Genomic DNA, 23,441 nt, shown 5'->3' with positions numbered 1-23,441 from the left:
ACAAGGCTGCTCCTGCAGAAACATCACCCCTGCAGGAGCAGCCTTGTGCTGCGAACGGGCCGGTACAGGATAACGCGGCTCGCCGATCAGAACTTGTAGCTTGCTGCCAGATAGGTCTGCGCGCTGCTGGTCAGGCGCAGAGTGCCGTCCTTCGGCCCGCCATGCGCACCCACTTCGGTTGCAGCATTGGTGCGCAGGTAACGGTAGCCCAGTTCGACCGAGGCCTTGTCGGTGATGTCCTGAATCACGCCGGCCTGCAGGCCGTAGGCATAACCGTAGTCGGTATCGCGGCTGGCGCCTGGCGACTCCTGGCTGAGCTTGGTCATGCCCAGGCTGCCACCGCCGAACAGTTTGGTGGTATCGCCCACCGGCAGGAACAGGTCATAGCTGCCCAGCAGGTTTTCCTGGCGCAATTTCAGGCCGCTGTGGTCGCCCGAGACATTGTCATAGGTCATGTAGTAGCGGCCTTGGTCGTTGATCTTGCCCACACGCACACCCCAGGTGTTGTCCTTGCCAATGATACCGTCGGCGTTGAGGTGGTCGGTGTTGCGCTGCAGCAGGCCGGATTTGCGAACTTTGTCGCTGGTCTGGCCGTAGGTCAGGCTGGCGAAGTTATCGTCTGCGGCCTGGGCGGAGGTGATGCCAGCGGCGCAGACGGCCATGGCGGCAAGCAGGGTATTGAAGGTTTTCATGGCTGGATACTCCAGTTGGGTGCGCTGTTTCGGTCTGGAAGCTAGAGTAAGCAGGGCACCCTGAACCGCGACTGAACCCTGGCTGAACCCCGGCTGAACGAACCGATTGCAGAACAAGGAGTAGTGACCCATGCGTGCCCTGCTGGCCTTGACCCTGATGTGCAGCGCCGTCCTCGCCCAAGCGGCGGTACAAACCCGCGAAATCCCCTACCAGGATGCCGACGGCAACCGCCTGGTCGGCTATTACGCCTACGATGATGCCGTCGAGGGCAAGCGCCCCGGCATCGTCGTGGTGCATGAATGGTGGGGGCTGAACGACTACGCCAAGCGCCGTGCCCGCGACCTGGCAGCACTGGGCTACAACGCGCTGGCCATCGATATGTATGGCGACGGCAAGCACACCGAGCACCCGCAGGACGCCCAGGCGTTCATGGCCGAAGCGATGAAAGACCCGGCAGCGGCAGCCAGGCGCTTCGACGCCGGCCTCGAGCTTTTGAAGCTGCAACCGAACACCAACAAGCATGAGCTGGGTGCTGTCGGCTATTGCTTCGGTGGCAAGGTGGTCCTCGATGCCGCGCGGCGCGGCGAAAAACTGGACGGTGTGGTGAGCTTTCATGGCGCACTGGCCACCCAGACCCCGGCAAAACCTGGCGTGGTGCGGGCCGATATCCTGGTCGAGCATGGTGCGGCGGACAGCATGGTCACGCCGCAGCAGGTTGAGGCGTTCAAGGCCGAGATGGATGCTGCGAAGGTCAACTACCAGTTCGTCAGCATTGAAGGTGCCAAGCACGGGTTTACCAACCCCGATGCTGACCGGCTGAGCCATGGCGACCATGGTGGGCCCGACATTGGCTATAACAAGGCGGCGGACGAAAGCTCCTGGGCGGATATGCAGGCGTTCTTCAAGAAGGTATTCAAATAAAGATTGTCGCGGGCCGCTTGCGGCCCCAGCAATCCACCTCCCACACCGCCGCTGCGGCTGGCACAATAGCGCCATGAACACTCTCCCAGCCTGCTGCGCCCCACTCCAGCACCACTGGCCCTTGCCCCGCCCGCTGCCCGGCGCGGTGCTGGTCAGTTGCACGTTCGACCCTGCCCGCCTGGCACCCGACGATTTCCAGCGCGCCGGCATCGTGCCAAGTGCCAGCCTGCAACGCTCGGTGGCCAAGCGCCAGGCCGAGTACCTGGCCGGTCGCGTATGTGCCCGCGCCGCGCTGCAGCGCCTGGACGGCCGCGACTACGTACCGGCTACCCATGAGGACCGCTCGCCCATCTGGCCAGCCGGCATTCACGGTTCGATCACCCATGGCCAGGGCTGGGCCGCCGCAGTGGTCGCCGCCGAAGGCAGTTGCCAAGGCCTTGGGCTGGATCAGGAAGCCCTGCTCGATGACGAGCGTGCCGAGCGGCTGATGGGCGAAATTCTCACCTCGGCCGAGCTGGAGCGCCTGGACAGCCACCAGCTCGGCCTGACGGTAACCCTGACCTTCTCGTTGAAGGAAAGCCTGTTCAAGACCCTCTACCCGCTGACCCACCAGCGCTTCTACTTCGAGCACGCCGAAGTACTCGACTGGTCCGCCGAAGGCCTGGCGCGCCTGCGCCTGCTCACCGACCTGTCGCCGCAATGGCGGCACGGCGCTGAGCTTCAGGGCCAGTTCTGCCTGCAGGACGGCCACTTGCTGAGCCTGGTCAGCGTCTGACCTTTACAACGGTGCCTGCTGCCGGGGCCAGTTGAGGCTGAAGCAGGCGCCACCCAACGCGGCACTGCGCCCAACCGAAGCCCTGCCCGCGTGCCAGTAGATGATCCGCCGTACGATCGACAAGCCCAGGCCATGCCCGCCCGAGGCACGGGTACGGCTGTCATCAAGGCGGGTAAATGGCGTGAAGATGCGGTCCCAGACACCCTCGGGGATCCCAGGGCCGTCATCTTCCACGTCGATACGGCAGCGTTGCTGCCCCAACTGGTAGCTCAGACGCACTTCAGACTCGGCATGGCGCATGGCATTGCCGACCAGGTTCTGCAGGGCCCGGTGCAGGTAACGCGGCTCGGCTTCGACCCAGGCGCCCTCGGCATCCGCGCCCTGGCAGTCACCGCGCACCACCCGCACCTCGGCACGCAACGGCGCCAGCTCTCCGATCACCCGATCGAGCAAGGCATCCAGATCGACCCGCTGGAACTTCAAGGCTGGCGCGCCCTGCTCCAGACGGGCGTAGGTCAGCATCTCGTCCACCAGCTTGTCGAGGTCCTGAATGTCGCCGTCCATGCCGGCCAGGTGTTTGGCCCGGGCCTGCTCAGTCGTGGCGCTTTCGATCATTTCCAGGCCAAAGCGCAGGCGTGCCACTGGCGTGCGCAGCTCATGGGACACCGCCCGTACCAACTCGCGCTGCATGGTCAGCGAGCGCTGCAGGTGTTCGGCCATGCCATTGAAGGCAGCGGCCAGGCGCCCTACCGAGTCGGCATCGCCAGCCGGTACGCGGGTATCCAGGCTGCCTTGGGCAATGCGCGTGGCCGCAATCTCCAGCCCTGACACCCGGCGCTCCAGCTGACGCACCAGCAGGTATACCACCAGGCCGATCAAGCACAGGCCTAGGAAGGCAATCAGGATCAGCAACTGCGGCGGGTACGGGTTGAGCTGATACAACGGGCCGATTTCCAGCACCCAGGGAGAGCCCGTCAGCCCGGCGAATACACGGATCGAGTCGCCATCCTTGCCCAGCGCCATCACCGTGTCGCCCTCCTCGACCCGGCGCCGCTGGTCATCGTCCAGGCTGACCCGCTCGATACGCTGCAGGGCGACACCAAAGCCAAAGCCCTTTTCCAGCTTGATCTGGGCCAGGCGCTGCTGCTGTTCGGTTACCGGGTAGCGCACCAGTTCGTCAGCCAATAGATAGAGTGTGGCGCGCGCCAGCTGCTCGCTGATCTGTTTGATCTGCGCGACCAGCATCAGGTCTTCCTGGCCGACCTTGCGCAGTACTTGCGCCGCATGTGGCCCCGTCTTCTCGACTACCACCAGGCCACGGTACAGGCGCGCCCGCTGGCCACCGTCAAGGCTGCGCGCGGTCATTGGCTGCAACGTCAGCGGCACACCGAGCAGGCGCTCCCAGATCAGCAGCGAGCGCTTGCGTTCGGTTTCATTCTGCGTCGCCAGGTTGTCAGCCATCAGGCTGAAGGTTCCCTGAGCCAAGCCCTCGCGGTGCTGTGCGGCGCGTACTTCATTGACCAGGTGCAGTCTGAGCACGCCAAGCAAGGCCACCAGCACCAACACGGCCAGCATGCCGCCGTAGACGCGCAGGAAGATCGAATTGTTCATGGCGCCTCGCCGACAAACAGATAGCCCTTGCTGCGCAGGGTCTTGATCAACCGTGGCTGCAGTGGGTCATCGCCGATCTTGGGGCGGATTTTAGAAATGCGTATATCGATGGAGCGGTCCTGGCCGTCGTAGCCCACGCCCCGCAGTGCGGTGAAAATCTGCTCGCGCGTCAGCACCCGGCCGGCATTGCTGGCCAGCAGCCAGAGCAGGTCGAACTCGGCGCCGGTCAGCTCGATCAATTGTTCGCCCAGGCGCGCCTCGCGCAAGCGGTTGTCGATGTGCAGCGCACCGAAAGCCAGGTCTTGACGCTTGCTGTCCACGGTCTCGCTACGGCGCAGCAGGGCCTGAATGCGCGCCAGCAGCAGGCGTGGGCGCACCGGTTTGCAGACATAGTCGTCAGCCCCCAGGTCCAGGCCCTGGACCTGGTCCAGTTCGTCGCTGCGGGCGGTGAGCATCAGGATCGGGCCAAGGTACTGGCTACGCACACGGCGGCAGATGCTCAGACCGTCCTCGCCGGGGAGCATGAGGTCGAGAATGACCAGGTCGGGCTGGCTGTCGACGATGCGCCGCGCGGCGCGGGCTCCATCACCCTCGACACTGACCTCGTAGCCGTTGGCCTGCAGGTACTCGGCAGTGAGGTCGGCCAGACGCTGGTCGTCTTCGACAATGAGGATGCGTGGGGTGGGGTGGTCCATGGCCTCTGCCTTTAATTGTTGTTTTTCTGTTGCCAGTGCGGGCCGTTTCGCAGCTAAAGCCGCTCCCACAGGGACCGCGCCGCTTTCGAAACCTGCGCACTGCTCCTTTAACCTAAAAGCAATATCACAGCCGGATACTACGTCCCGCCCCCGGCACTGCCAACCCACCCACAGCCCCTCGACTGAACCGTTTTTTGTGATAGGGTTCGCGCCCGAAAAAAACTGCCCCGGGGCATCAAGGCGCAGAAAAATACTGCAAACCACTTGGCACAAGGCCTACAGCGAATACCCACCATTCACTCACAAAGTACACACACGTTATCCACAGGCGCTCGCCTTGCAAAGCCCCCAATACCGCATTATCTTGTATCCCGATCGCAGCGAACCACTAGATATAGGGGTTCGTGCAAAATCACACACAAAAGTCAACCCGCAAGATCAAGCGATTTTCCGGGTGGAACTTCAGGTGATTTCAGCAGCCGAACCGCTCCTGCGGAGGCGACCGAGGCAAGCCCTTCCAGGGCCTTGTTCGGGTATGGGTGTTGCAGGCCAGGCCTGGCATCCATCAGCAACAGTTTTTGGGCCCTGCCCAGAACCTTTGACTTCGGCCAGGGAGCGGCAAGCCATTGCCCCTTATTCCTGAGTCTGTCCCGAAGTCGGTACGCCCGCGCGGGCGGATGCGCATGCATTGCGCATCCCCGCCAGGCCATCGAGCAAGTGGACGGAACGGTGGGCGCCCAAAAGGCGCCTGAACAATATAGAAACTGTGGAGACACCCACCCATGCAAACCGACACAACTCGCGAGAACCCGCAGGCCAAGGTGCCGCAGGCCGCCGATTCCAACCAGGATCTGGCCGCCACCGCCCCCGGCCAACTGCGCGTGATCAAGCGTAACGGCACTGTCGTCCCTTACACCGACGACAAGATCACCGTGGCCATCACCAAGGCGTTCCTCGCAGTTGAAGGCGGCACCGCCGCCGCTTCGTCGCGCATCCACGACACCGTCGCGCGTCTGACCGAGCAGGTTACCGCCACGTTCAAGCGTCGCATGCCATCGGGTGGCACCATCCACATCGAAGAAATCCAGGACCAGGTCGAACTGGCCCTGATGCGCGCCGGCGAGCAGAAAGTTGCCCGCGACTACGTGATCTACCGCGACCAGCGTGCCAAGGAGCGTGCCACCCGCGCCAACACCGACGCCGTGGTCGAGCCGCACCCAAGCATCCGCATCACCCTGGCCGACGGCAGCCTGGCTCCGCTCGATATGGCCCGCCTGAACACCATCATCAGCGAAGCCTGCGAAGGCCTGGCCGAAGTCGATGGCGACCTGATCCAGCGCGAAACCCTGAAGAACCTGTACGACGGCGTGGCCATCAAGGACGTCAACACCGCCCTGGTGATGACCGCCCGTACCCTGGTAGAGCGCGAGCCCAACTACTCGTTCGTTACCGCACGCCTGCTGATGGACACCCTGCGCGCCGAAGGCCTGGGCTTCCTCAACGTAGCCGACAGCGCTACCCACCACGAAATGGCCGACCTGTACGCCAAGGCCCTGCCAGCCTACGTCGCCAAAGGTATCGAGTTCGAACTGCTGAACCCGGCGCTGGCCGACTTCGACCTGGAAAAACTGGGCAAGGCGATCAACCACGAACGCGACCAGCAGTTCACCTACCTGGGCCTGCAGACCCTGTACGACCGCTACTTCATCCACAAGGATGGCGTGCGCTTCGAGCTGCCGCAGGTGTTCTTCATGCGTGTGGCCATGGGCCTGGCGCTGGAGGAGAAAGACAAGGAAGCCCGTGCGATCGAGTTCTACAACCTGTTGTCGTCGTTCGACTACATGGCCTCGACCCCGACCCTGTTCAACGCCGGCACCCTGCGCCCGCAGCTGTCCAGCTGCTACCTGACCACCGTGCCGGACGATCTGTCGGGCATCTACCACGCGATTCACGACAACGCCATGCTGTCGAAATTCGCCGGTGGCCTGGGCAACGACTGGACCCCTGTGCGCGCACTGGGCTCCTACATCAAGGGTACCAACGGTAAATCCCAGGGCGTCGTACCGTTCCTGAAAGTGGTCAACGACACCGCCGTTGCCGTCAACCAGGGTGGCAAGCGCAAGGGCGCCGTGTGTGCCTACCTGGAAACCTGGCACCTGGACATCGAAGAGTTCATCGAGCTGCGCAAGAACACCGGTGATGACCGTCGTCGTACCCACGACATGAACACCGCCAACTGGATCCCCGACCTGTTCATGAAGCGTGTCTTCGATGACGGCAAGTGGACCCTGTTCTCGCCTTCGGAAGTGCCAGACCTGCACGACCTGACCGGCAAGGCCTTCGAAGAGCGCTACGAGTACTACGAAGCCCTGACCGAGTACAACAAGATCAAGGTGTTCAAGACCATCCAGGCCAAAGACCTGTGGCGCAAGATGCTGTCGATGCTGTTCGAGACCGGCCACCCATGGCTGACCTTCAAGGACCCGTGCAACCTGCGTTCGCCGCAGCAGCATGTGGGCGTGGTCCACAGCTCCAACCTGTGCACCGAGATCACCTTGAACACCAACAAGGATGAGATCGCGGTCTGCAACCTGGGCTCGATCAACCTGCCGAACCACATCGTCGATGGCAAGCTGGACACCGCCAAGCTGCAACGCACCGTCAACACCGCTGTGCGCATGCTCGACAACGTGATCGACATCAACTACTACTCGGTGCCGCAGGCGCGTAACTCGAACCTCAAGCACCGCCCGGTCGGCCTGGGCATCATGGGCTTCCAGGACGCACTGTACCTGCAGCACATCGCCTACGGCTCCGACGCTGCCGTCGAGTTCGCCGACAAGTCGATGGAAGCGGTCAGCTACTACGCGATCCAGGCGTCCTGCGACCTGGCCGACGAGCGTGGCGCCTACGAGACCTTCCAGGGTTCGCTGTGGTCCAAGGGCATCCTGCCGCTGGATTCGCAACAGATCCTGATCGAAGCCCGTGGCCAGAAGTACATCGACGTCGACCTGAACGAAACCCTGGACTGGGCGCCGGTACGTGCCCGCGTACAGAAAGGTATTCGTAACTCGAACATCATGGCCATCGCGCCAACCGCGACCATCGCCAACATCACCGGCGTGTCGCAGTCGATCGAGCCGACCTACCAGAACCTGTACGTGAAATCGAACCTGTCGGGCGAGTTCACCGTGATCAACCCGTACCTGGTCCGCGACCTGAAGGCCCGCGGCCTGTGGGACTCGGTCATGATCAACGACCTGAAGTACTACGACGGCTCGGTGCAGCAGATCGAACGTATCCCGCAAGAGCTGAAAGACCTGTACGCCACCGCGTTCGAAGTCGAGACCAAGTGGATTGTCGACGCAGCTTCCCGTCGCCAGAAGTGGATCGACCAGGCTCAGTCGCTGAACCTGTACATCGCCGGCGCCTCGGGCAAGAAGCTGGACGTGACCTACCGCATGGCCTGGTACCGTGGTCTGAAAACCACCTACTACCTCCGTGCCCTGGCCGCGACCAGCACCGAGAAGTCGACCATCAACACCGGCAAGCTCAACGCCGTTTCCAGCGGTGGCGACAGCGCCCCGGTTCAGGCAGCCGGCCCTGCGCCAGTGCCAAAGGCCTGCGCGATCGACGAGCCTGACTGCGAAGCCTGCCAGTAAGGCCTGAATGCCGCGCGGGGTGCCTACGGGTGCCCCGCGCGGCATTTTTGTATCCGCGCATCAGAGAAATCTTGCCCTTTGCCCACCGCTCGCGCGGCTCGGTAAAAGAACAAGACCTCTCGAACAGGACATTAGCCCATGGCGCGGAAAAAAAAGACAACTCGCAAGATTGGTCGCAATGCTGAAACCGGGCGTTTCACCACGGTCGCAGAAGCACGCAACAACCCCAAGACACACATTGTCGAAACGCTGCACACCCGTGGCAGCGGCCTCGTGTCGCATGGGGGTGTGAAGCGCCCCCAGGATTGCAGCAGCGCCGCATGATCGCCGGGGCCGCTTTGCGGCCCTATCGCGACACAAAGCCGAGCTTACAAAGATCGCGCCAACACCACATAATGTGTGAAAAAAATAAAATGGCACAATATGTAGTGCCATTCGCATTTTGCCGCTACACTCCCTCCCCGTAGCAAACGACACGAACCAGGTGAACGGACGCACGCAATTCCGGTCGAAATAGTTACGCTCGCCCGCAAGAGACGCGCCCCGATCGAAGGCGAAATCCTATATACTTCGCCCCCTCTGAAAAGAGCACCTTTCAATTGTCCTGGCCCCTCCCAGAGGCCTGGCCAGGTACAAGCCAGAACACATTCAGATGTAAACGAGAGTCAGCCTCTCGAGCTGTCCATTCGCCGTTACGGCCTTGCGTCAGGCATCACATTCTTAAAATCCAACCGGTTGCCCCAGGGCGACCCTCAAGCAGGAGCCAAACCATGCTGAGCTGGGACGAATTCGACAAAGAAGACGGCGAAGTAGCCGCCAAAGGCAATACCCCTGCGCAGGCCGCTGCCGCCGCCACTCTCGACAAGCTCGACAGCGCCGGTGGTGCCGCCGCCCTGGAAGCCCGTGCGGCCACCGCTTCTGACTCCGAAGCCGTCAAACGTGCCAAGGCTGCCCTGGATGCCCTCGACGTTGCCGAAGGCCTGGCCGAGCTGGAGGGTTCCTCGGCCCGTGTTGCAGTTGACGAAAAACGCATGATCAACTGCCGCGCCGACCTCAACCAGCTGGTACCGTTCAAGTACGACTGGGCCTGGCAGAAGTACCTGGACGGCTGCGCCAACCACTGGATGCCGCAAGAGGTCAACATGACCGCCGACATCGCCCTGTGGAAGAGCCAGGACGGCCTGACCGAAGACGAGCGCCGCATCGTCATGCGCAACCTGGGCTTCTTCTCCACCGCCGACTCGCTGGTTGCCAACAACCTGGCCCTGGCGGTGTACCGCCTGATCACCAACCCCGAGTGCCGCCAGTACATCCTGCGCCAGGCCTTCGAAGAGGCGATCCACACCCACGCCTACCAGTACTGCATCGAATCGCTGGGCATGGATGAAGGCGAGATCTTCAACATGTACCACGAGATCCCGTCGGTCGCGAAAAAAGCCGCCTGGGGCCTGAAGTACACCCGCGCCATCTCCGACCCGGAATTCAACACCGGCACCGTCGAAACCGACAAAGAGCTGCTGCGCAACCTGATCGCCTACTACTGCGTGCTGGAAGGCATCTTCTTCTACTGCGGCTTCACCCAGATCCTGTCCATGGGCCGCCGCAACAAGATGACCGGCGTGGCCGAGCAGTTCCAGTACATCCTGCGTGACGAGTCGATGCACCTGAACTTCGGTATCGACGTGATCAACCAGATCAAGATCGAAAACCCGCACCTGTGGGACGCGGCGATGAAGGAAGAAGCGACCCAGATGATCCTGCAAGGGACCCAGCTGGAAATCGAATACGCCCGTGACACCATGCCACGCGGCGTGCTGGGCATGAACGCGGCGATGATGGAGGATTACCTCAAGTTCATCGCCAACCGCCGTCTGACTCAGATTGGTCTGAAAGAAGAGTACCCAGGGACTACCAACCCGTTCCCTTGGATGAGCGAAATCATGGACTTGAAGAAGGAGAAGAACTTCTTTGAGACGCGCGTGATCGAGTATCAGACTGGTGGTGCACTGAGCTGGGACTGATCGTCCGGGCTGAGCATCGAGAAGGCTGCCGAATGGCAGCCTTTTTTTTTGCTGGAATGGCTTGGCAATGTGCTCTGTGAGATGACGCTGAGCCCTTCGCAGCAACTGTCCTGCATCATCGCTCAGGCTGCCCCTTCAGGGACTGTGCAAGCCTTGGAGCTTAAGCGAAGTCATCGTATGTCTTTGTAGAAGGCATGATAGAGCCGCTACACCTCATTATTCGAGTGCCGGGCCTATAATCAATAGGCCATTACACGTTGACAGCCTACCTCGGCCTTGCTAATAATCGTCCACAGTTGTACGACAACACATAACAAAAACAACAATCAGTGGACGATCCCATGTCGACACCCATCCCGCTGCATCCACGTCTGTTGCACATCCCTCTACCCCCAACTGGCTGGCGTACGCCCATCAGTACCTAGCGGCCCGTTTCCGCGCTTTCACCCCTGGCCCTGACCGGCCCGTTACCTACCCGCCCCTGCCGCAGGCCGCTCGCGCGTGCCCGGTGGACGGGCTGCCATACCCTTCGGGAGCACAACAATAATGAGAGTCTGCCATACCCTGCCTTTCGCCCTGTTGGGCGCCGGTGTCATCGCTGGCCTGCCGGGCACCAGCCTGGCTGCTGGATTTGTCGAAGACAGCAAGGCTACGCTCGGGCTGCGTAACTTCTACATCAACCGTAACTTCACCAACCCCAGCAACCCGCAAAGCAAGGCCGAGGAATGGACGCAAAGCTTCATCCTCGATGCGCGGTCGGGATTCACCCAAGGGCCGATCGGGTTCGGGGTGGATGTGCTGGGGCTATGGTCGGTAAAGCTCGATGGCGGCGGCGGCACTTATGGTACAGCGTTGCTCCCGCGCCACGACGATGGCAAGCCAGCAGACGACTACGGGCGCCTGGCAGTCGCAGGCAAGGCACGGATCTCCAAGACCGAACTGAAAATCGGCGAGTGGATGCCGGTGCTACCGATTTTGCGTTCGGACGACGGGCGCTCGCTGCCGCAGACGTTCCGTGGCGGGCAAGTCACCTCCAACGAGATCGCCGGGTTGACGTTGTATGGCGGCCAGTTCCGCGGCAACAGCCCGCGTAACGACGCCAGCATGGAAGACATGAGCTACGGCGGCGGGGTGTCAGACCGCTTCAACTTCGTCGGTGGCGAGTATAAATTCAACCAGGACCGCACGCTGGTGGGGTTGTGGAATGCGGTACTGAAGGACGTGTATCAGCAGCAGTATCTGCAAGTGAGCCATAACCAGCCAGTGGGTGACTGGACCCTGGGCGCCAACCTGGGCTACTTCCAGGGCGATGAGGATGGCTCCGAGCGCGCCGGGCAGTTGGACAACAAGACCTACTCGGGGATGTTCTCGGCCAAGTACGGCGGCAGCACGTTCTGGGTGGGGCTGCAGAAAGTTGATGGCGATACCTGGATGCGGGTCAACGGCACCAGCGGCGGGACCCTGGCCAACGACAGTTACAACTCCAGCTTCGACAATGCCAACGAACGCTCGTGGCAGGTGCGCCATGACTTCAACTTCGTGACGGTCGGGGTGCCGGGGTTGACCTTGATGAACCGCTATATCAGCGGGCGCGATGTGCATACCGGGTCGGTCACTGATGGCAAGGAGTGGGTGCGCGAGACGGAGCTTGCGTATGTGATCCAGAGCGGGGCGTTCAAGGACTTGAGTGTGAAGTGGCGCAACTCGTCGATTCGGCGGGATTACAGCAACAACGAGTTTGATGAGAACCGGTTGATCTTCAACTACCCGTTGTCGTTGCTGTAACCCGCTCAACACGGGCCCTTGTAGGAGCGGCCTTGTGTCGCGATCGGGGTGCGAGGCGCCCCCAGGGTCTTGGCCTCACCGCAAAATTGCCGGGGCCGCTTTGCGGCCCTTTCGCGACACAAGGCCGCTCCTACAAGTACCGCACATAACGCTAATCAGTCACTGAGTTGTCATTGACAACAACCGAACCCACCGCCAATAATCAGCTAAGTCATACGACAACCTACAACAATTAACAACAAGAGCCGGCCATGACCCCTACTCCCCTCAATCGCCTGCTGCTCACCGGAGCCGCAGGCGGCCTGGGCAAGGTCCTTCGCGAACGCCTGCAAGGCTACGCCGAGGTCCTGCGCCTTTCCGATATCAGCCCTATGGCACCTGCTGCCGGGCCGCACGAAGAAGTGATCACCTGCGACCTGGCCGACAAGGCTGCGGTCCACGCCCTGGTCGAAGGCGTGGACGCCATCATTCACTTCGGCGGCGTGTCCACCGAGCATTCCTTCGAAGACATCCTCGGCCCCAACATCTGCGGTGTGTTTCATGTCTACGAGGCAGCACGCAAGCATGGGGTGAAGCGCATCATCTTCGCCAGCTCGAACCACACCATCGGCTTCTACCGCCAGGATGAGCGCATCGACGCCCACTCCCCGCGCCGCCCCGACAGCTACTACGGGTTGTCCAAGTGCTACGGCGAGGATGTGGCCAGCTTCTATTTCGACCGCTACGGCATCGAGACCGTCAGCATTCGCATCGGCTCGTCGTTCCCGCAACCTCAGAACCCGCGCATGCTCTGCACCTGGCTGAGCTACGACGACCTGGTGCAACTGATCGAGCGTGGGTTGTTCACGCCCGACGTTGGCCACACCATCGTCTACGGCGCCTCCGACAACCGCACCGTGTGGTGGGACAACCGCCATGCCGAGCACCTTGGCTATGTGCCCAAGGACAGCTCCGAAGCCTTCCGCGCCGCCGTTGAAGCCCAGCCGGCGCCCGCCGCCGATGACCCGAGCATGGTCTACCAGGGCGGCGCCTTCGCCGTGGCCGGCCCATTCAACTGAACCCACACGCGCCAGGAGGCACGGCCATGAATTGCGAACTGATTGTCGACGCCCGCAACGGCACTGGGGAAAGCCCCGTGTGGCACGTCAGCGAACAGGCTCTGTACTGGGTCGACATTCCCGCCCGCCAGCTGCACTGCTGGCAGGCGGCCGATGGCAAGCACCAGGTCTGGCAGGGCGACGAGATGCTGGCCTGCATCGCCCGCAGCGCTCAGGGCTGGGTAGCAGGCATGGAAAGCGGCATCTTCCAGATCCAGGCCAAAGCCGACGGCAGCCTGGACAGCCGTTTGCTCAGCAGCGTCCAGCATGCCCAGGCCGGCATGCGCTTCAACGATGGCCGCTGCGACCGCCAGGGCCGCTTGTGGGCCGGGACCATGCTGCTGGACATGCAGCAAGGCGCCCATGTCGGCGCGCTGTACCGGCATGACAGCGAAGGCCACCTGCACCTGCAGCAAGACGGCATGATCGTGCCCAACGGGCTGGCCTTCAGCCCCGACGGCACGCGCATGTACCTGTCCGACTCGCACCCCAGCGTGCAAAAGGTCTGGGCTTTCGACTATGACATCGACAGCGGCACACCGCACAACAAGCGGCTGTTCGTCGATATGCGCGGCTACCCCGGCCGCCCCGATGGCGCCGCCATCGACCAAGATGGCTGCTACTGGATCTGCGGCAACGATGCCGGGCAGATCCACCGCTTTACCCCCGACGGGCGCCTCGACCGCTCACTCAGCGTGCCGGTGAAAAAGCCGGCGATGTGCGCCTTTGGCGGCGCCAGCCTGGACACCCTGTACGTCACTTCGATCCGCCCTGCGGGCACAGACCTCAGCGACCAGCCCCTGGCCGGCGGGGTATTTGCCCTCAACCCTGGCACCAAGGGCCTGGAAGAACCTGCCTACCGGGGCTGACGCCCCTTGCCGCCCCCACACTTGCACACACGAAACCAGATAATAAAAACCACGGAGTTTCATCATGACGTTCAAACGCAAGCTGCTCCTTGCCGTACTCCCCTTCGCCTTCAGCGTCGCCACACCCGCCTCGGCACTGGACATCAAGTTCGCCGAAATTCACCCGGCCGGCTACCCGACCGTGGTCGCCGAGCAAAACATGGGTAAAAAGCTGGAAGAAGCCAGCAACGGCGACATCACCTTCAAGATGTTCGCCGGCGGCGTGCTGGGCTCGGAGAAGGAAGTGATCGAACAGGCGCAGATCGGCGCCGTGCAGATGACCCGCGTCAGCCTGGGGATCGTCGGCCCGGTGGTGCCGGATGTAAACGTGTTCAACATGCCGTTCGTGTTCCGCGACCATGAGCACATGCGCAAGATCATCGACGGCGAGATCGGCCAGGAGATCCTCGACAAGATCACCAACTCCGATTTCAACCTGGTGGCCCTGGCCTGGATGGATGGCGGCTCGCGCAGCATCTACACGAAAAAACCGGTACGCAGCCTGGAAGACCTCAAGGGCATGAAGATTCGCGTACAGGGCAACCCGCTGTTCATCGACATGATGAACGCCATGGGCGGCAACGGTATCGCCATGGACACCGGGGAAATTTTCAGCGCCCTGCAGACCGGCGTGATCGATGGTGCCGAGAACAACCCGCCCACGCTGCTCGAGCACAACCACTACCAGAGCGCCAAGTACTACACCTTGACCGGGCACCTGATTCTGCCGGAGCCGGTGGTAATGTCCAAAACCACCTGGAACAAACTCAGCCCCGAGCAGCAAGCACTGGTGAAGAAGGTCGCGCGTGAAGCGCAGATGGAAGAACGCGCACTGTGGGATGCCAAGTCCGCCGCCAGCGAAGAGAAGCTCAAGGCCGCCGGTGTCGAGTTCATCACCGTGGACAAGAAGCCATTCTACGACGCCACTGCCTCGGTACGCGAAAAATACGGCGCGCAGTACGCCGACCTGATGAAGCGCATCGACGCCGTCCAGTAACAGCGCCCCCTACCCAAACGACCTCGGCAGTGCGGCGCCCGCCGCCCTGCCGCTTTGGTGATGCCCATGAAGAACCTTTTTCTGCGTGCGAACGACACGCTGTACCGCGGCTGCATCTGGATCGCCGGCCTGTCGATCCTGGCCATGTCGCTGATCATCCCTTGGGGCATTTTCGCCCGCTACGTGCTCGGCACTGGCTCAAGCTGGCCGGAGCCAGTGGCCATCTTGCTGATGGTGGTGTTCACCTTCGTCGGCGCCGCAGCCAGCTACCGGGCTGGGGCGCACATGGCGGTGGCGATGATTACAGACCGCCTGCCACCACTGCAGCGCCAGTTGGTTGCGCTGCTGGTGCAAGTGCTGATGATTCTGGTGTGCGTGTTCATGACTTACTACGGCACCAAGCTGTGCATCACTACCTGGAACCAGTCTCTGGCGTCATTGCCTGGGGTGCGGGTTGGCATGACCTATGCGCCGATTCCGCTCGGTGGTGTGCTGACCCTGGTGTTCGTACTGGAAAAACTCCTCTTGGGCGATCAGAGCCACCGCAAGGTGGTGCGCTTCGACCACGTAGAAGAAAGCGAAGGAGCGGCGTAAATGGATGCGTTCATTCTGTTGGGCAGTTTCATCATGCTCATTCTGCTGGGCATGCCGGTGGCCTATGCCCTGGGCCTGTCGGCGCTGATTGGCGCCTGGTGGATCGATATCCCGCTGCAGGCAATGATGATCCAGGTGGCCAGTGGGGTTAACAAGTTCTCGCTGCTGGCGATTCCGTTCTTCGTGCTGGCCGGCGCGATCATGGCCGAAGGCGGTATGTCACGGCGGCTGGTGGCATTTGCCGGAGTGCTGGTGGGCTTCGTGCGCGGCGGGCTGTCGCTGGTCAATATCATGGCCTCGACCTTCTTCGGCGCGATTTCCGGCTCGTCGGTGGCCGACACCGCCTCGGTGGGCTCGGTGCTGATCCCAGAGATGGAGCGCAAGGGTTACCCGCGCGAATTCTCCACTGCCGTGACCGTCAGCGGCTCGGTACAGGCGCTGCTGACCCCGCCCAGCCACAACTCGGTGCTGTATTCGCTGGCGGCGGGCGGCACGGTGTCGATTGCCTCGCTGTTCATGGCGGGAGTCATGCCCGGTTTGCTGCTGAGTGCGGTGATGATGGGCCTGTGCCTGATCTTCGCCAAGAAGCGCAACTACCCCAAGGGCGAAGTGATCCCGATGCGCCAGGCGCTGAAAATCGCCGGTGAAGCGCTGTGGGGCCTGATGGCCATGGTCATTATCCTTGGCGGCATTTTGTCGGGCGTGTTCACCGCTACCGAGTCGGCGGCAGTGGCGGTAGTGTGGTCGTTCTTCGTGACCATGTTCGTCTACCGCGACTACAAGTGGCGCGACCTGCCCAAGCTGATGCATCGCACGGTGCGCACCATCTCGATCGTGATGATTCTGATCGGCTTTGCCGCCAGCTTTGGTTACGTGATGACGCTGATGCAGATCCCGTCGAAAATCACCACGGCGTTTCTGACCCTGTCGGACAACCGCTATGTGATCCTGATGTGCATCAACTTCATGCTGTTGCTGCTGGGCACGGTGATGGACATGGCGCCGCTGATCCTGATCCTTACGCCGATCCTGTTGCCGGTAATCACCGGTATCGGCGTGGACCCGGTGCACTTCGGCATGATCATGCTGGTGAACCTGGGAATCGGGCTGATCACCCCACCGGTGGGCGCCGTGCTGTTCGTCGGTTCGGCCATCGGCAAGGTGAGCATCGAGTCGACGGTGAAGGCGCTGCTGCCGTTCTACCTGGCGCTGTTCTTGGTGCTGATGGCGGTGACCTACATTCCGGCCATTTCGCTGTGGCTGCCTAGCGTGGTGCTGTAAATAGAATCGGGGCCGCGTTGCGGCCCCTTTGGCTCTATCTGCAAACGGATCCTGCACATGACTGTCCCCTCCTCTGTTTCCCCCTTGTTCCCACGCAAGCTGGCCATTGCCCTGCTGGCTTTGCTGGCCTGCTCATTCGCCGGCAACCACATTGCCGCACGCATCGCCTTCGATGACGGCACCGGCGTGTTGCTGGCGATCCTCTGCCGCTCAGGTATTACCTTGCTGGTGCTGGCCGGCCTGCTGGTGTGGCAACGCCAGGCGCTGGGCCTGCCTGCCGGTACCCGGCACTGGCAACTGCTGCTCGGCCTGCTGATCGCCACCCAGAGCCTGTGCCTGTATTCGGCGGTAGCGCGCATCCCGGTCGCCCTGGCGCTGCTGGTGGGCAACACCTTTCCGATGCTGCTGGCACTGCTCACTTGGGCACTGGGTGGCGCACGCCCCACCGGCCGCACGGTGCTGTTCATGGGCCTGATCCTGTGCGGTCTGGTACTGGCACTGGATGTGCCGGCACGTCTGGCCGACAGTGGCGCGGCCAACCCGCACTGGGCAACGGGCATCAGCCTGGCCTTTGGCGCCGCCTGTGCCTTTGCCTGCGCCTTGTGGATCACCGACCACAAGTTGGCCAGCGTGCGGGGCCCCGTGCGCAGCCTGCTGACCTTGCTGATCGTGTTCTCCAGCATGCTGATTGCAGGCGCAAGCGGGGTGATGCCGTCCGGCCTGTCACTACCAGGAAGCAGCAGCGGCTGGGCGGCCCTGGCCAGCCTGGTGGTGTTATACGGCCTGGCCTTCACCTTGCTGTTCGTTTGTGTACCTCGCCTGAACATGGCGCAGAACGCGCCAGTCATGAACGTTGAACCCATCGCCACCTTGCTGCTGGGCTGGGCCTTGCTCGATCAGCACCTAAGCCCCCTGCAACTGGTCGGGGGCGCCGTGGTGGTGTGCGGCATCGTGCTGCTCACCTACCGTCGGCCCCATTGATCGATCACCCAGAAAGGAGCCTTGCATGGCTGTGACCGAGCTGCACCTGCAGGACCGCCTGACCCGTCTGAGCCTGGCACCGGGGGTGGGCGCCAGCCTGGTGAACTGGGAAGTGAAGGCAACCGGCCAGCCGTTGCTGCGCCATTCCGACACGGCTGCGCTGGCCAGTGGCACCCCGAGGCGGCTGGCCTGTTACCCGCTGGCACCGTGGTCCAACCGCATTGCCGAGGGTGGCTTTGCCCAGCCCGAGGGCTGGCAGGCACTGGCACCGAACACCGAGCATGATCCATACCCGATTCATGGAAGTGCCTGGCAGCAGGCCTGGCAGGTAGAGCACCACAGCGAACGACGTGCGCGGCTGAGGCTGGACAGTGCCGTGCCGTTTGCCTACCAAGCCACGCTGGATGTGCACTTGCATGAGGGCTGCCTGAACCTGGACCTGCATGTGGTGCACCTGGAAGCGCTGGCGACCTGGTATGGGCTGGGTTTGCACCCTTACTTTCCGCGCTATCCCGATACCAAGCTGTACGCGGCGGCGCGCAAGGTGTGGCTGGCCGAGGATGGGCGGTTGCCGTCGTATCAGGCCGAAGTGCCTGAACCGTGGCGTTTCAATGCCATGGGGCTTTTGCCTGAGAGCGTCGTCGATCATGCCTTCAGTGGTTGGCCGGGGGAGTGTGTGATTGAACAGCCAAGCGCGGGTCATCGACTGACGTGCAGTGCCAGCGGGGCTGAGCACTTCTTGCTGTTCTGCCCGCAAGGGCAAGGCTTTTTCTGCTTTGAGCCGGTAAGCCACCCGGTCAATGCGCATCACTTGCCAGGGCGGCCGGGGTTGCGGTTGCTGCAGCGTGGGGAAGCGATGAACCTTGGGTTCAGGATGCAGTATCAGGCGCTGTAAGGGAGCTGCCTGGAATTGGGGCTGCAAAGCGGCCCCAAAATCTCAAGCCTTATGCCAGTGCCTCGGTCGAGCTTGCCATCTTCCTGACAGAAGACTCGCCACTCACTTCGCGCGCCACCTTCCACACCAGCACCGCCGCCACGATATCGAACGCTGCCAGCACCACGAACAACGGGCTGTAGCCAATCTGCGTGACCAGCACGCCGAACACCAAGGTGAACACCGCCGCCCCCAGATAGCCGCACATGCCACCCATGCCGGTCGCCGTGGCCACCTGGTCCTTGCTGAACGAATCCGAAGTGATCGAGTACAGCGCCCCCGACAGCGTCTGGTGGGCAAAGCCGCCAATGCACAGCAACAGGATCGCGGTGTACGGGCTTTCCACCAGGCCGATGCAGGCCGGGCCGATCATGCAACTGGCACCGAACACCAGCACCATCTTGCGCGAGGTGAACAGCGACACCTTGAAGTAGCGGTGGAACAACGGGCTTAGGTAACCGCCCAGCACACAGCCGATATCGGCCGCCAGGAACGGCAGCCAGGCGAACATCGCCACTTCCTTGATGTTCATGTGCCGCTCGGTCATCAGGTACAGCGGGATCCAGGCATTGAAGGTTTGCCAGGCGGGCTCGGAAAGAATTCGCGCCGATGCGATGGCGTAGAAGTTGCGGGTCTTGAAGATGCGCTTCCACGCGCCCTTCTCGCGGGTGTCCTGTTTGAAGTGCGCTTCCTGCCCGGCAAGGATGTAGTCCCGTTCCTCATCACTCAGGCGCTTCTGGTCACGCGGGTGCTTGTACAGCAGCATCCACAGCAACGTCCAGACAATGCCTGACGCGCCAACAATGACGAACGCCAGTTGCCAGCCACTGTGCAGGATCGCCCACACCACCAGTGGCGGCGCCAGCAAGGCGCCAAGCGACGAGCCGATATTGAACCAACCGATCGCCACCGAACGCTCCTTGGCCGGGAACCACTCGGTAGTAGCCTTGACCCCGGCCGGCAAGCCCGCGGCCTCGGTCATGCCCAGCAGCCCGCGCATGAATGCCATGCTCTGCCAGCCTGTAGCCAGGGCCGCGCCGGCACAGGCCACAGACCAGGCCATGGCGAACACGGCAAAGCCCAGCTTGGTGCCGATGAAGTCGATGAACCAGCCGGCCACCGGCTGCATGAGGGCGTAGCACACCTGCCAGGCGGCGACGATCTTGGCGTATTGCTCGGTACTGATGGAAAGGTCGGTCATCAAGGTGGGGGCAGCCACCGAGAGGGTATTGCGGGCGAGGTAGTTGACGACGAGCCCGGCCGTGACAAGGCTGACCATCCACCAACGGATGCCTTTCATCTTCATGGTTCACCTGAATTTTTGTTTTTAGAGTTGCGGGTGATTGGCGCAAAGGCCGACGGGGGCTATTTGCGACAAATTGTTTCAGGCGGAAGATTGCCACGTCATAGGTCGTCGTACAACACTTATTATTTATAGCAGTTTGTAGCTATGTTGTACGACCTCAATCGAGCTGCTGGGCTCGCAGGGCCTGCGCCAGCATGTCGATAAAGGCCCTGACCTTGGCCGAGCCGTACTTGCTTTCGCGGTGCAGCACATGAATGGGCCAGGGCGCCTCCTCGTACTCGGCCAGGATCACCTGCAGTTGCCCGCTGGCCAGCTCTTCTGCCACTTGGTACGACAGCAGCCGGGCAATCCCCAGCCCGCCGCTGGCCGCTGCGATTGCCCCATCATTGCTGGTTACCGTCAGCCGCGGCTTCATGCGTACCAGCGTCGGCTCATCGGTGACCCCAAAGCGCCAACCGGCCCGTGGCGAAAGGTTGGTGGTGCCGATCACCGCATGCCCTGCCAGGTCCGACGGGTGCTCCGGTACGCCATGACGCGCCAGGTAGTCGGGCGAGGCACACAACATGCGACGCACCCTGCCCACCCGCAACGCCTTCAACCCGGAGTCGGGCAAAGGACCGATGCGCACGGCCACGTCCATGCCCTCCTCGACCATGTTCACAACACGGTCGAGGAAGTAGGCGGAAACATCGACTTCCGGGTACTGCTGCAAGTAGCGGACGATGCACGGCATGACGAACTTCTTGCCGAACAGGATCGGCGCGGTCACTGCCAGGTCGCCCTTGGGGGTGGCGTTGATACCGGCAGCCGCCTCGTTGGCTTCGTGAATGCTGGCAAGGATATGCCGCGTGTCTTCCAGATAGCGCCCGCCGGCCTCGGTCAGGCGCACGCTGCGGGTAGTACGCAGCAGCAGCTTGACCCCGAGCTGGTCTTCCAGAGCGCTGACGGCGCGGGTGACGGCGGCTGGCGAGATGTCCAGGCGGCGAGCAGCGGCGGCGAAGCTTTCCAGTTCGCCGACGGCAACGAACACCTTCATCAGGTGGATCTGGTCCATGCGAGCTCCTGGCATCGGAGGGGGTGGAGATTATCGGATATCCGGGCGTTTTATGCTTGCAGGACAGGCATATCAGATTTCCAGCACCAGGGCCTGTGCGCCCTCTTCCTGATGTGCCGGCACAGCACAACAGATCAGTACCGAACCCGACTCCGGCAGCTCTGCCGGTAGGTTCGGGTAATGCACCTGGCCACTGACGAGCTTGGTCTTGCAGGTGCCGCACGAGCCGCCCCGGCAACTGAACTCTGGCGCCAACCCACGCGCCTCGGCCAACTCCAATAACGTACCGCTACCGGGCGTCCAGCGTGCCTCCTTCGCCGAAGCCGCAAAATACACCGGCACCGGCTCGTTGGCAGCGGGTAGCTGTTGCACGGTGGGCCGCCCGTCATCCGTGTGCCGGCGCAGCGTCGACGGGCCAAAGGCCTCGGCGTGAATCCGCGCATCCGGCACATGCACCCCGCGCAGCCCTTCATACAATGCCTGGGTAAAGCTGCCTGGGCCGCACAGGTAGAAGTCATAGTCGTCCAGCGCCAGCGTCGCCTTGACCTGCTCGATGCCCAATCGCCCGATAAACTCGAAATCGCGACCGACCCGCGCATGCCCTTCCGGTTGGCTGAGGGCACGGTGCACGCGCAACAACCCAGCGGCCTGCTGCTGCAAACTCGCCAGCTCCTGCTGAAACGGCAATTCGGCCAGGCTGCGCGCGCCATGAAACAAATGAATTCGCCGGGCCTGCCCCGTGCTCACCTGCTCACGCAGCATGGCCAGCAAGGGCGTAATACCCACACCTGCACCAATCAGCACCAGCGGCCGTGTGCTTTGCTGGTCGAGCGTAAAGCTGCCCATCGGTGGGCGCACGTTCAACACATCACCCGCCACGATGCGCTCGTGCAAATAGCGCGAGGCCGGGCCCTGGGCCTTGACGCTGATGCGCAGGTAGCCATCAGCGGGTGCACTGGACAGGCTGTAGGTGCGGATCAGCGCAGCCTCGCAATCACGCTGCACTTGCACAGGAAGATGCTGGCCTGGCGCGAAGGCCACACGGCTACCGGCCGGTGGCTCAAGGTAGAACGAGCGGATATCACGGCTTTCCTGCTCCACCCGCAGCACACGCCAGGCTTGCCATTGGCGCTGTTGCCGGCGTTGCTCCAGGCGCGCGTCGGCCTCGGCCCAGGTACCCGTCATCAGGCTGGTCGGTGCGTACGCCTTGAAAGCCCAGCGCAGTGAGACCGCAGCCGGGCGCCACACCACCTGCTCGACCTGCAGCGTCCATAACCGCTCGGCACCTTCAAAAGCCTGGATGGCAGGGCTGTCCAGCAGCACCTCGGCACGCCCGCATACCTGCAGAACATTACCGTTACTGAAATCGATGAACAGCAAGCCTGCCTGCGGGTTGACCAGCAAATTGCCCAAGGTGTTGAAGTGCAGGTTGCCAGCGTAGTCGGGAATGGTCAGAAGGCTGCCTTCGACCTTGATGAACCCTGGCCGACCACCCCGATGGGAGACATCCACCGAGCGCTGGCCATTGCCGTGCTCGACATAGCTGGCGACAAAGAAGGTATCGGCGCCCTCGATCATGCTGGCAGTCGTGGCATCCAGTGCTGGGGCGTCAACGCGCCCCTGCGGGGGTTGGTCGACACGGGTGTAATCACGCAACTGAATGTACTGCGGGCAGTTGCCGAACGACTGCTCCACGGCCACCTGCAGTTGCCCTTGTGCAGCCTGACGGATTTGCCCATTGATGCGATTGCGCCGACGGGTGTGCAACTCGATACCCAACAGGCCGACCGCCTCTCCTGCTGCCAGCCCAGGGGTGGCGGGGTCGTCCGCTGGCAACGTGGTATCGATGGTCAGCAGGCGAGGGTCGGGCGAGCTGACAAACCCTTCTGGCCCCTCCAGCAGGGTGGCCCACGGCCGACCCAGGGTATCCACGCTGGCGGCGATCATGAAAGGTAACTGATGATAGAAAGTACGGTGCTGGTCGGGCATGTAGTCACGAATGACCTTTTGCCCGAACGCCTCCATGCGCTCTGCTACACCGACCTTTTCCTGCAGGGTCTTCTCGCCCGCATGCCAGGGCGAGGGGCGATGGTCCGGGGGCTGTTGCATGGCGGCGTTCCTCCCGA

At 62.4% G+C, this 23,441-nt stretch carries 19 protein-coding genes; 13 read left to right on the top strand and 6 right to left on the bottom strand.

Going from position 1 to position 23,441, the window contains the following annotated elements; all coding sequences use genetic code 11:
• Positions 1-86: 86 nt before the first annotated feature.
• Positions 87-692: an outer membrane beta-barrel protein gene (locus Q9451_RS09130; protein ID WP_012273796.1), complete on the bottom strand. Its 606-nt coding sequence runs from the start codon at positions 690-692 to the stop codon at positions 87-89.
• Positions 693-822: 130 nt separating this feature from the next.
• Here Q9451_RS09130 and Q9451_RS09125 point away from each other — a divergent pair, with 130 nt between their 5' ends.
• Both Q9451_RS09125 and Q9451_RS09120 read left to right on the top strand, forming a co-directional pair.
• A complete protein-coding gene (locus Q9451_RS09125; protein ID WP_012273797.1) occupies positions 823-1,614 on the top strand; it encodes a dienelactone hydrolase family protein in 792 nt (263 codons plus the stop codon).
• A 73-nt stretch (positions 1,615-1,687) separates the two neighbouring features.
• Positions 1,688-2,389, top strand: coding sequence for a 4'-phosphopantetheinyl transferase superfamily protein (locus tag Q9451_RS09120; protein WP_012273798.1), 702 nt, complete (start codon positions 1,688-1,690; stop codon positions 2,387-2,389).
• A gap of 3 nt (positions 2,390-2,392) precedes the next feature.
• Here the strand turns inward: Q9451_RS09120 and Q9451_RS09115 are convergent, their stop codons facing one another.
• Together Q9451_RS09115 and Q9451_RS09110 are read right to left on the bottom strand one after the other, a co-directional pair.
• Positions 2,393-4,000, bottom strand: a complete 1,608-nt coding sequence (locus Q9451_RS09115; RefSeq protein WP_345960904.1) for an ATP-binding protein — start codon at positions 3,998-4,000, stop codon at positions 2,393-2,395.
• The gene (locus tag Q9451_RS09110; RefSeq protein WP_012273800.1) at positions 3,997-4,695 is read right to left on the bottom strand and encodes a response regulator transcription factor; all 699 of its coding nucleotides are present in this window, start codon (positions 4,693-4,695) and stop codon (positions 3,997-3,999) included. Before Q9451_RS09110 ends, Q9451_RS09115 begins: the two co-directional genes overlap by 4 nt.
• A 782-nt stretch (positions 4,696-5,477) precedes the next feature.
• On the opposite strand from Q9451_RS09110, the gene Q9451_RS09105 reads away from it, so the two are divergent.
• From Q9451_RS09105 to Q9451_RS09055, 11 genes are all read left to right on the top strand, one after another.
• The gene (locus tag Q9451_RS09105) at positions 5,478-8,357 is read left to right on the top strand and encodes a ribonucleoside-diphosphate reductase subunit alpha (RefSeq protein WP_012273801.1); all 2,880 of its coding nucleotides are present in this window, start codon (positions 5,478-5,480) and stop codon (positions 8,355-8,357) included.
• Positions 8,358-8,495: 138 nt separating this feature from the next.
• Positions 8,496-8,681: a hypothetical protein gene (locus tag Q9451_RS09100; RefSeq protein ID WP_012273802.1), complete on the top strand. Its 186-nt coding sequence runs from the start codon at positions 8,496-8,498 to the stop codon at positions 8,679-8,681.
• Positions 8,682-9,127: 446 nt separating this feature from the next.
• Complete coding sequence (locus Q9451_RS09095) at positions 9,128-10,378, top strand: ribonucleotide-diphosphate reductase subunit beta (protein ID WP_003254823.1); 1,251 nt, start codon at positions 9,128-9,130, stop codon at positions 10,376-10,378.
• Between the two features lie 546 nt (positions 10,379-10,924).
• On the top strand, positions 10,925-12,163 hold the full coding sequence (locus tag Q9451_RS09090) for an OprD family porin (protein ID WP_012273803.1): 1,239 nt from the start codon (positions 10,925-10,927) through the stop codon (positions 12,161-12,163).
• Between the two features lie 251 nt (positions 12,164-12,414).
• Entirely contained in the window at positions 12,415-13,221 is an 807-nt protein-coding gene (locus tag Q9451_RS09085; protein WP_012273804.1) for an NAD(P)-dependent oxidoreductase, read from the top strand.
• 26 nt (positions 13,222-13,247) lie between these two features.
• Positions 13,248-14,129 (top strand): SMP-30/gluconolactonase/LRE family protein, encoded by an 882-nt coding sequence (locus Q9451_RS09080; protein WP_012273805.1) that lies wholly within the window; start codon positions 13,248-13,250, stop codon positions 14,127-14,129.
• A 64-nt stretch (positions 14,130-14,193) separates the two neighbouring features.
• On the top strand, positions 14,194-15,165 hold the full coding sequence (locus tag Q9451_RS09075) for a TRAP transporter substrate-binding protein (RefSeq protein ID WP_012273806.1): 972 nt from the start codon (positions 14,194-14,196) through the stop codon (positions 15,163-15,165).
• A 66-nt stretch (positions 15,166-15,231) separates the two neighbouring features.
• Positions 15,232-15,759: a TRAP transporter small permease gene (locus tag Q9451_RS09070; protein ID WP_012273807.1), complete on the top strand. Its 528-nt coding sequence runs from the start codon at positions 15,232-15,234 to the stop codon at positions 15,757-15,759.
• Positions 15,760-17,040 (top strand): TRAP transporter large permease, encoded by a 1,281-nt coding sequence (locus tag Q9451_RS09065; protein WP_012273808.1) that lies wholly within the window; start codon positions 15,760-15,762, stop codon positions 17,038-17,040. It begins immediately after the preceding gene.
• Positions 17,041-17,097: 57 nt separating this feature from the next.
• On the top strand, positions 17,098-18,021 hold the full coding sequence (locus Q9451_RS09060) for a DMT family transporter (RefSeq protein ID WP_345960903.1): 924 nt from the start codon (positions 17,098-17,100) through the stop codon (positions 18,019-18,021).
• 25 nt (positions 18,022-18,046) lie between these two features.
• The gene (locus Q9451_RS09055; RefSeq protein ID WP_012273810.1) at positions 18,047-18,916 is read left to right on the top strand and encodes an aldose 1-epimerase; all 870 of its coding nucleotides are present in this window, start codon (positions 18,047-18,049) and stop codon (positions 18,914-18,916) included.
• A gap of 49 nt (positions 18,917-18,965) precedes the next feature.
• Here the strand turns inward: Q9451_RS09055 and Q9451_RS09050 are convergent, their stop codons facing one another.
• From Q9451_RS09050 to Q9451_RS09040, 3 genes are all read right to left on the bottom strand, one after another.
• Complete coding sequence (locus Q9451_RS09050) at positions 18,966-20,261, bottom strand: MFS transporter (protein ID WP_041166576.1); 1,296 nt, start codon at positions 20,259-20,261, stop codon at positions 18,966-18,968.
• A 157-nt stretch (positions 20,262-20,418) separates the two neighbouring features.
• On the bottom strand, positions 20,419-21,315 hold the full coding sequence (locus tag Q9451_RS09045; RefSeq protein ID WP_012273812.1) for a LysR family transcriptional regulator: 897 nt from the start codon (positions 21,313-21,315) through the stop codon (positions 20,419-20,421).
• Between the two features lie 72 nt (positions 21,316-21,387).
• Positions 21,388-23,424, bottom strand: coding sequence for a pyridoxamine 5'-phosphate oxidase family protein (locus Q9451_RS09040; RefSeq protein WP_012273813.1), 2,037 nt, complete (start codon positions 23,422-23,424; stop codon positions 21,388-21,390).
• Positions 23,425-23,441 lie beyond the last annotated feature (17 nt).

The organism is Pseudomonas sp. NY8896 (genome assembly GCF_039634505.1).
This window is presented reverse-complemented; position numbering and strand designations above follow the sequence as displayed.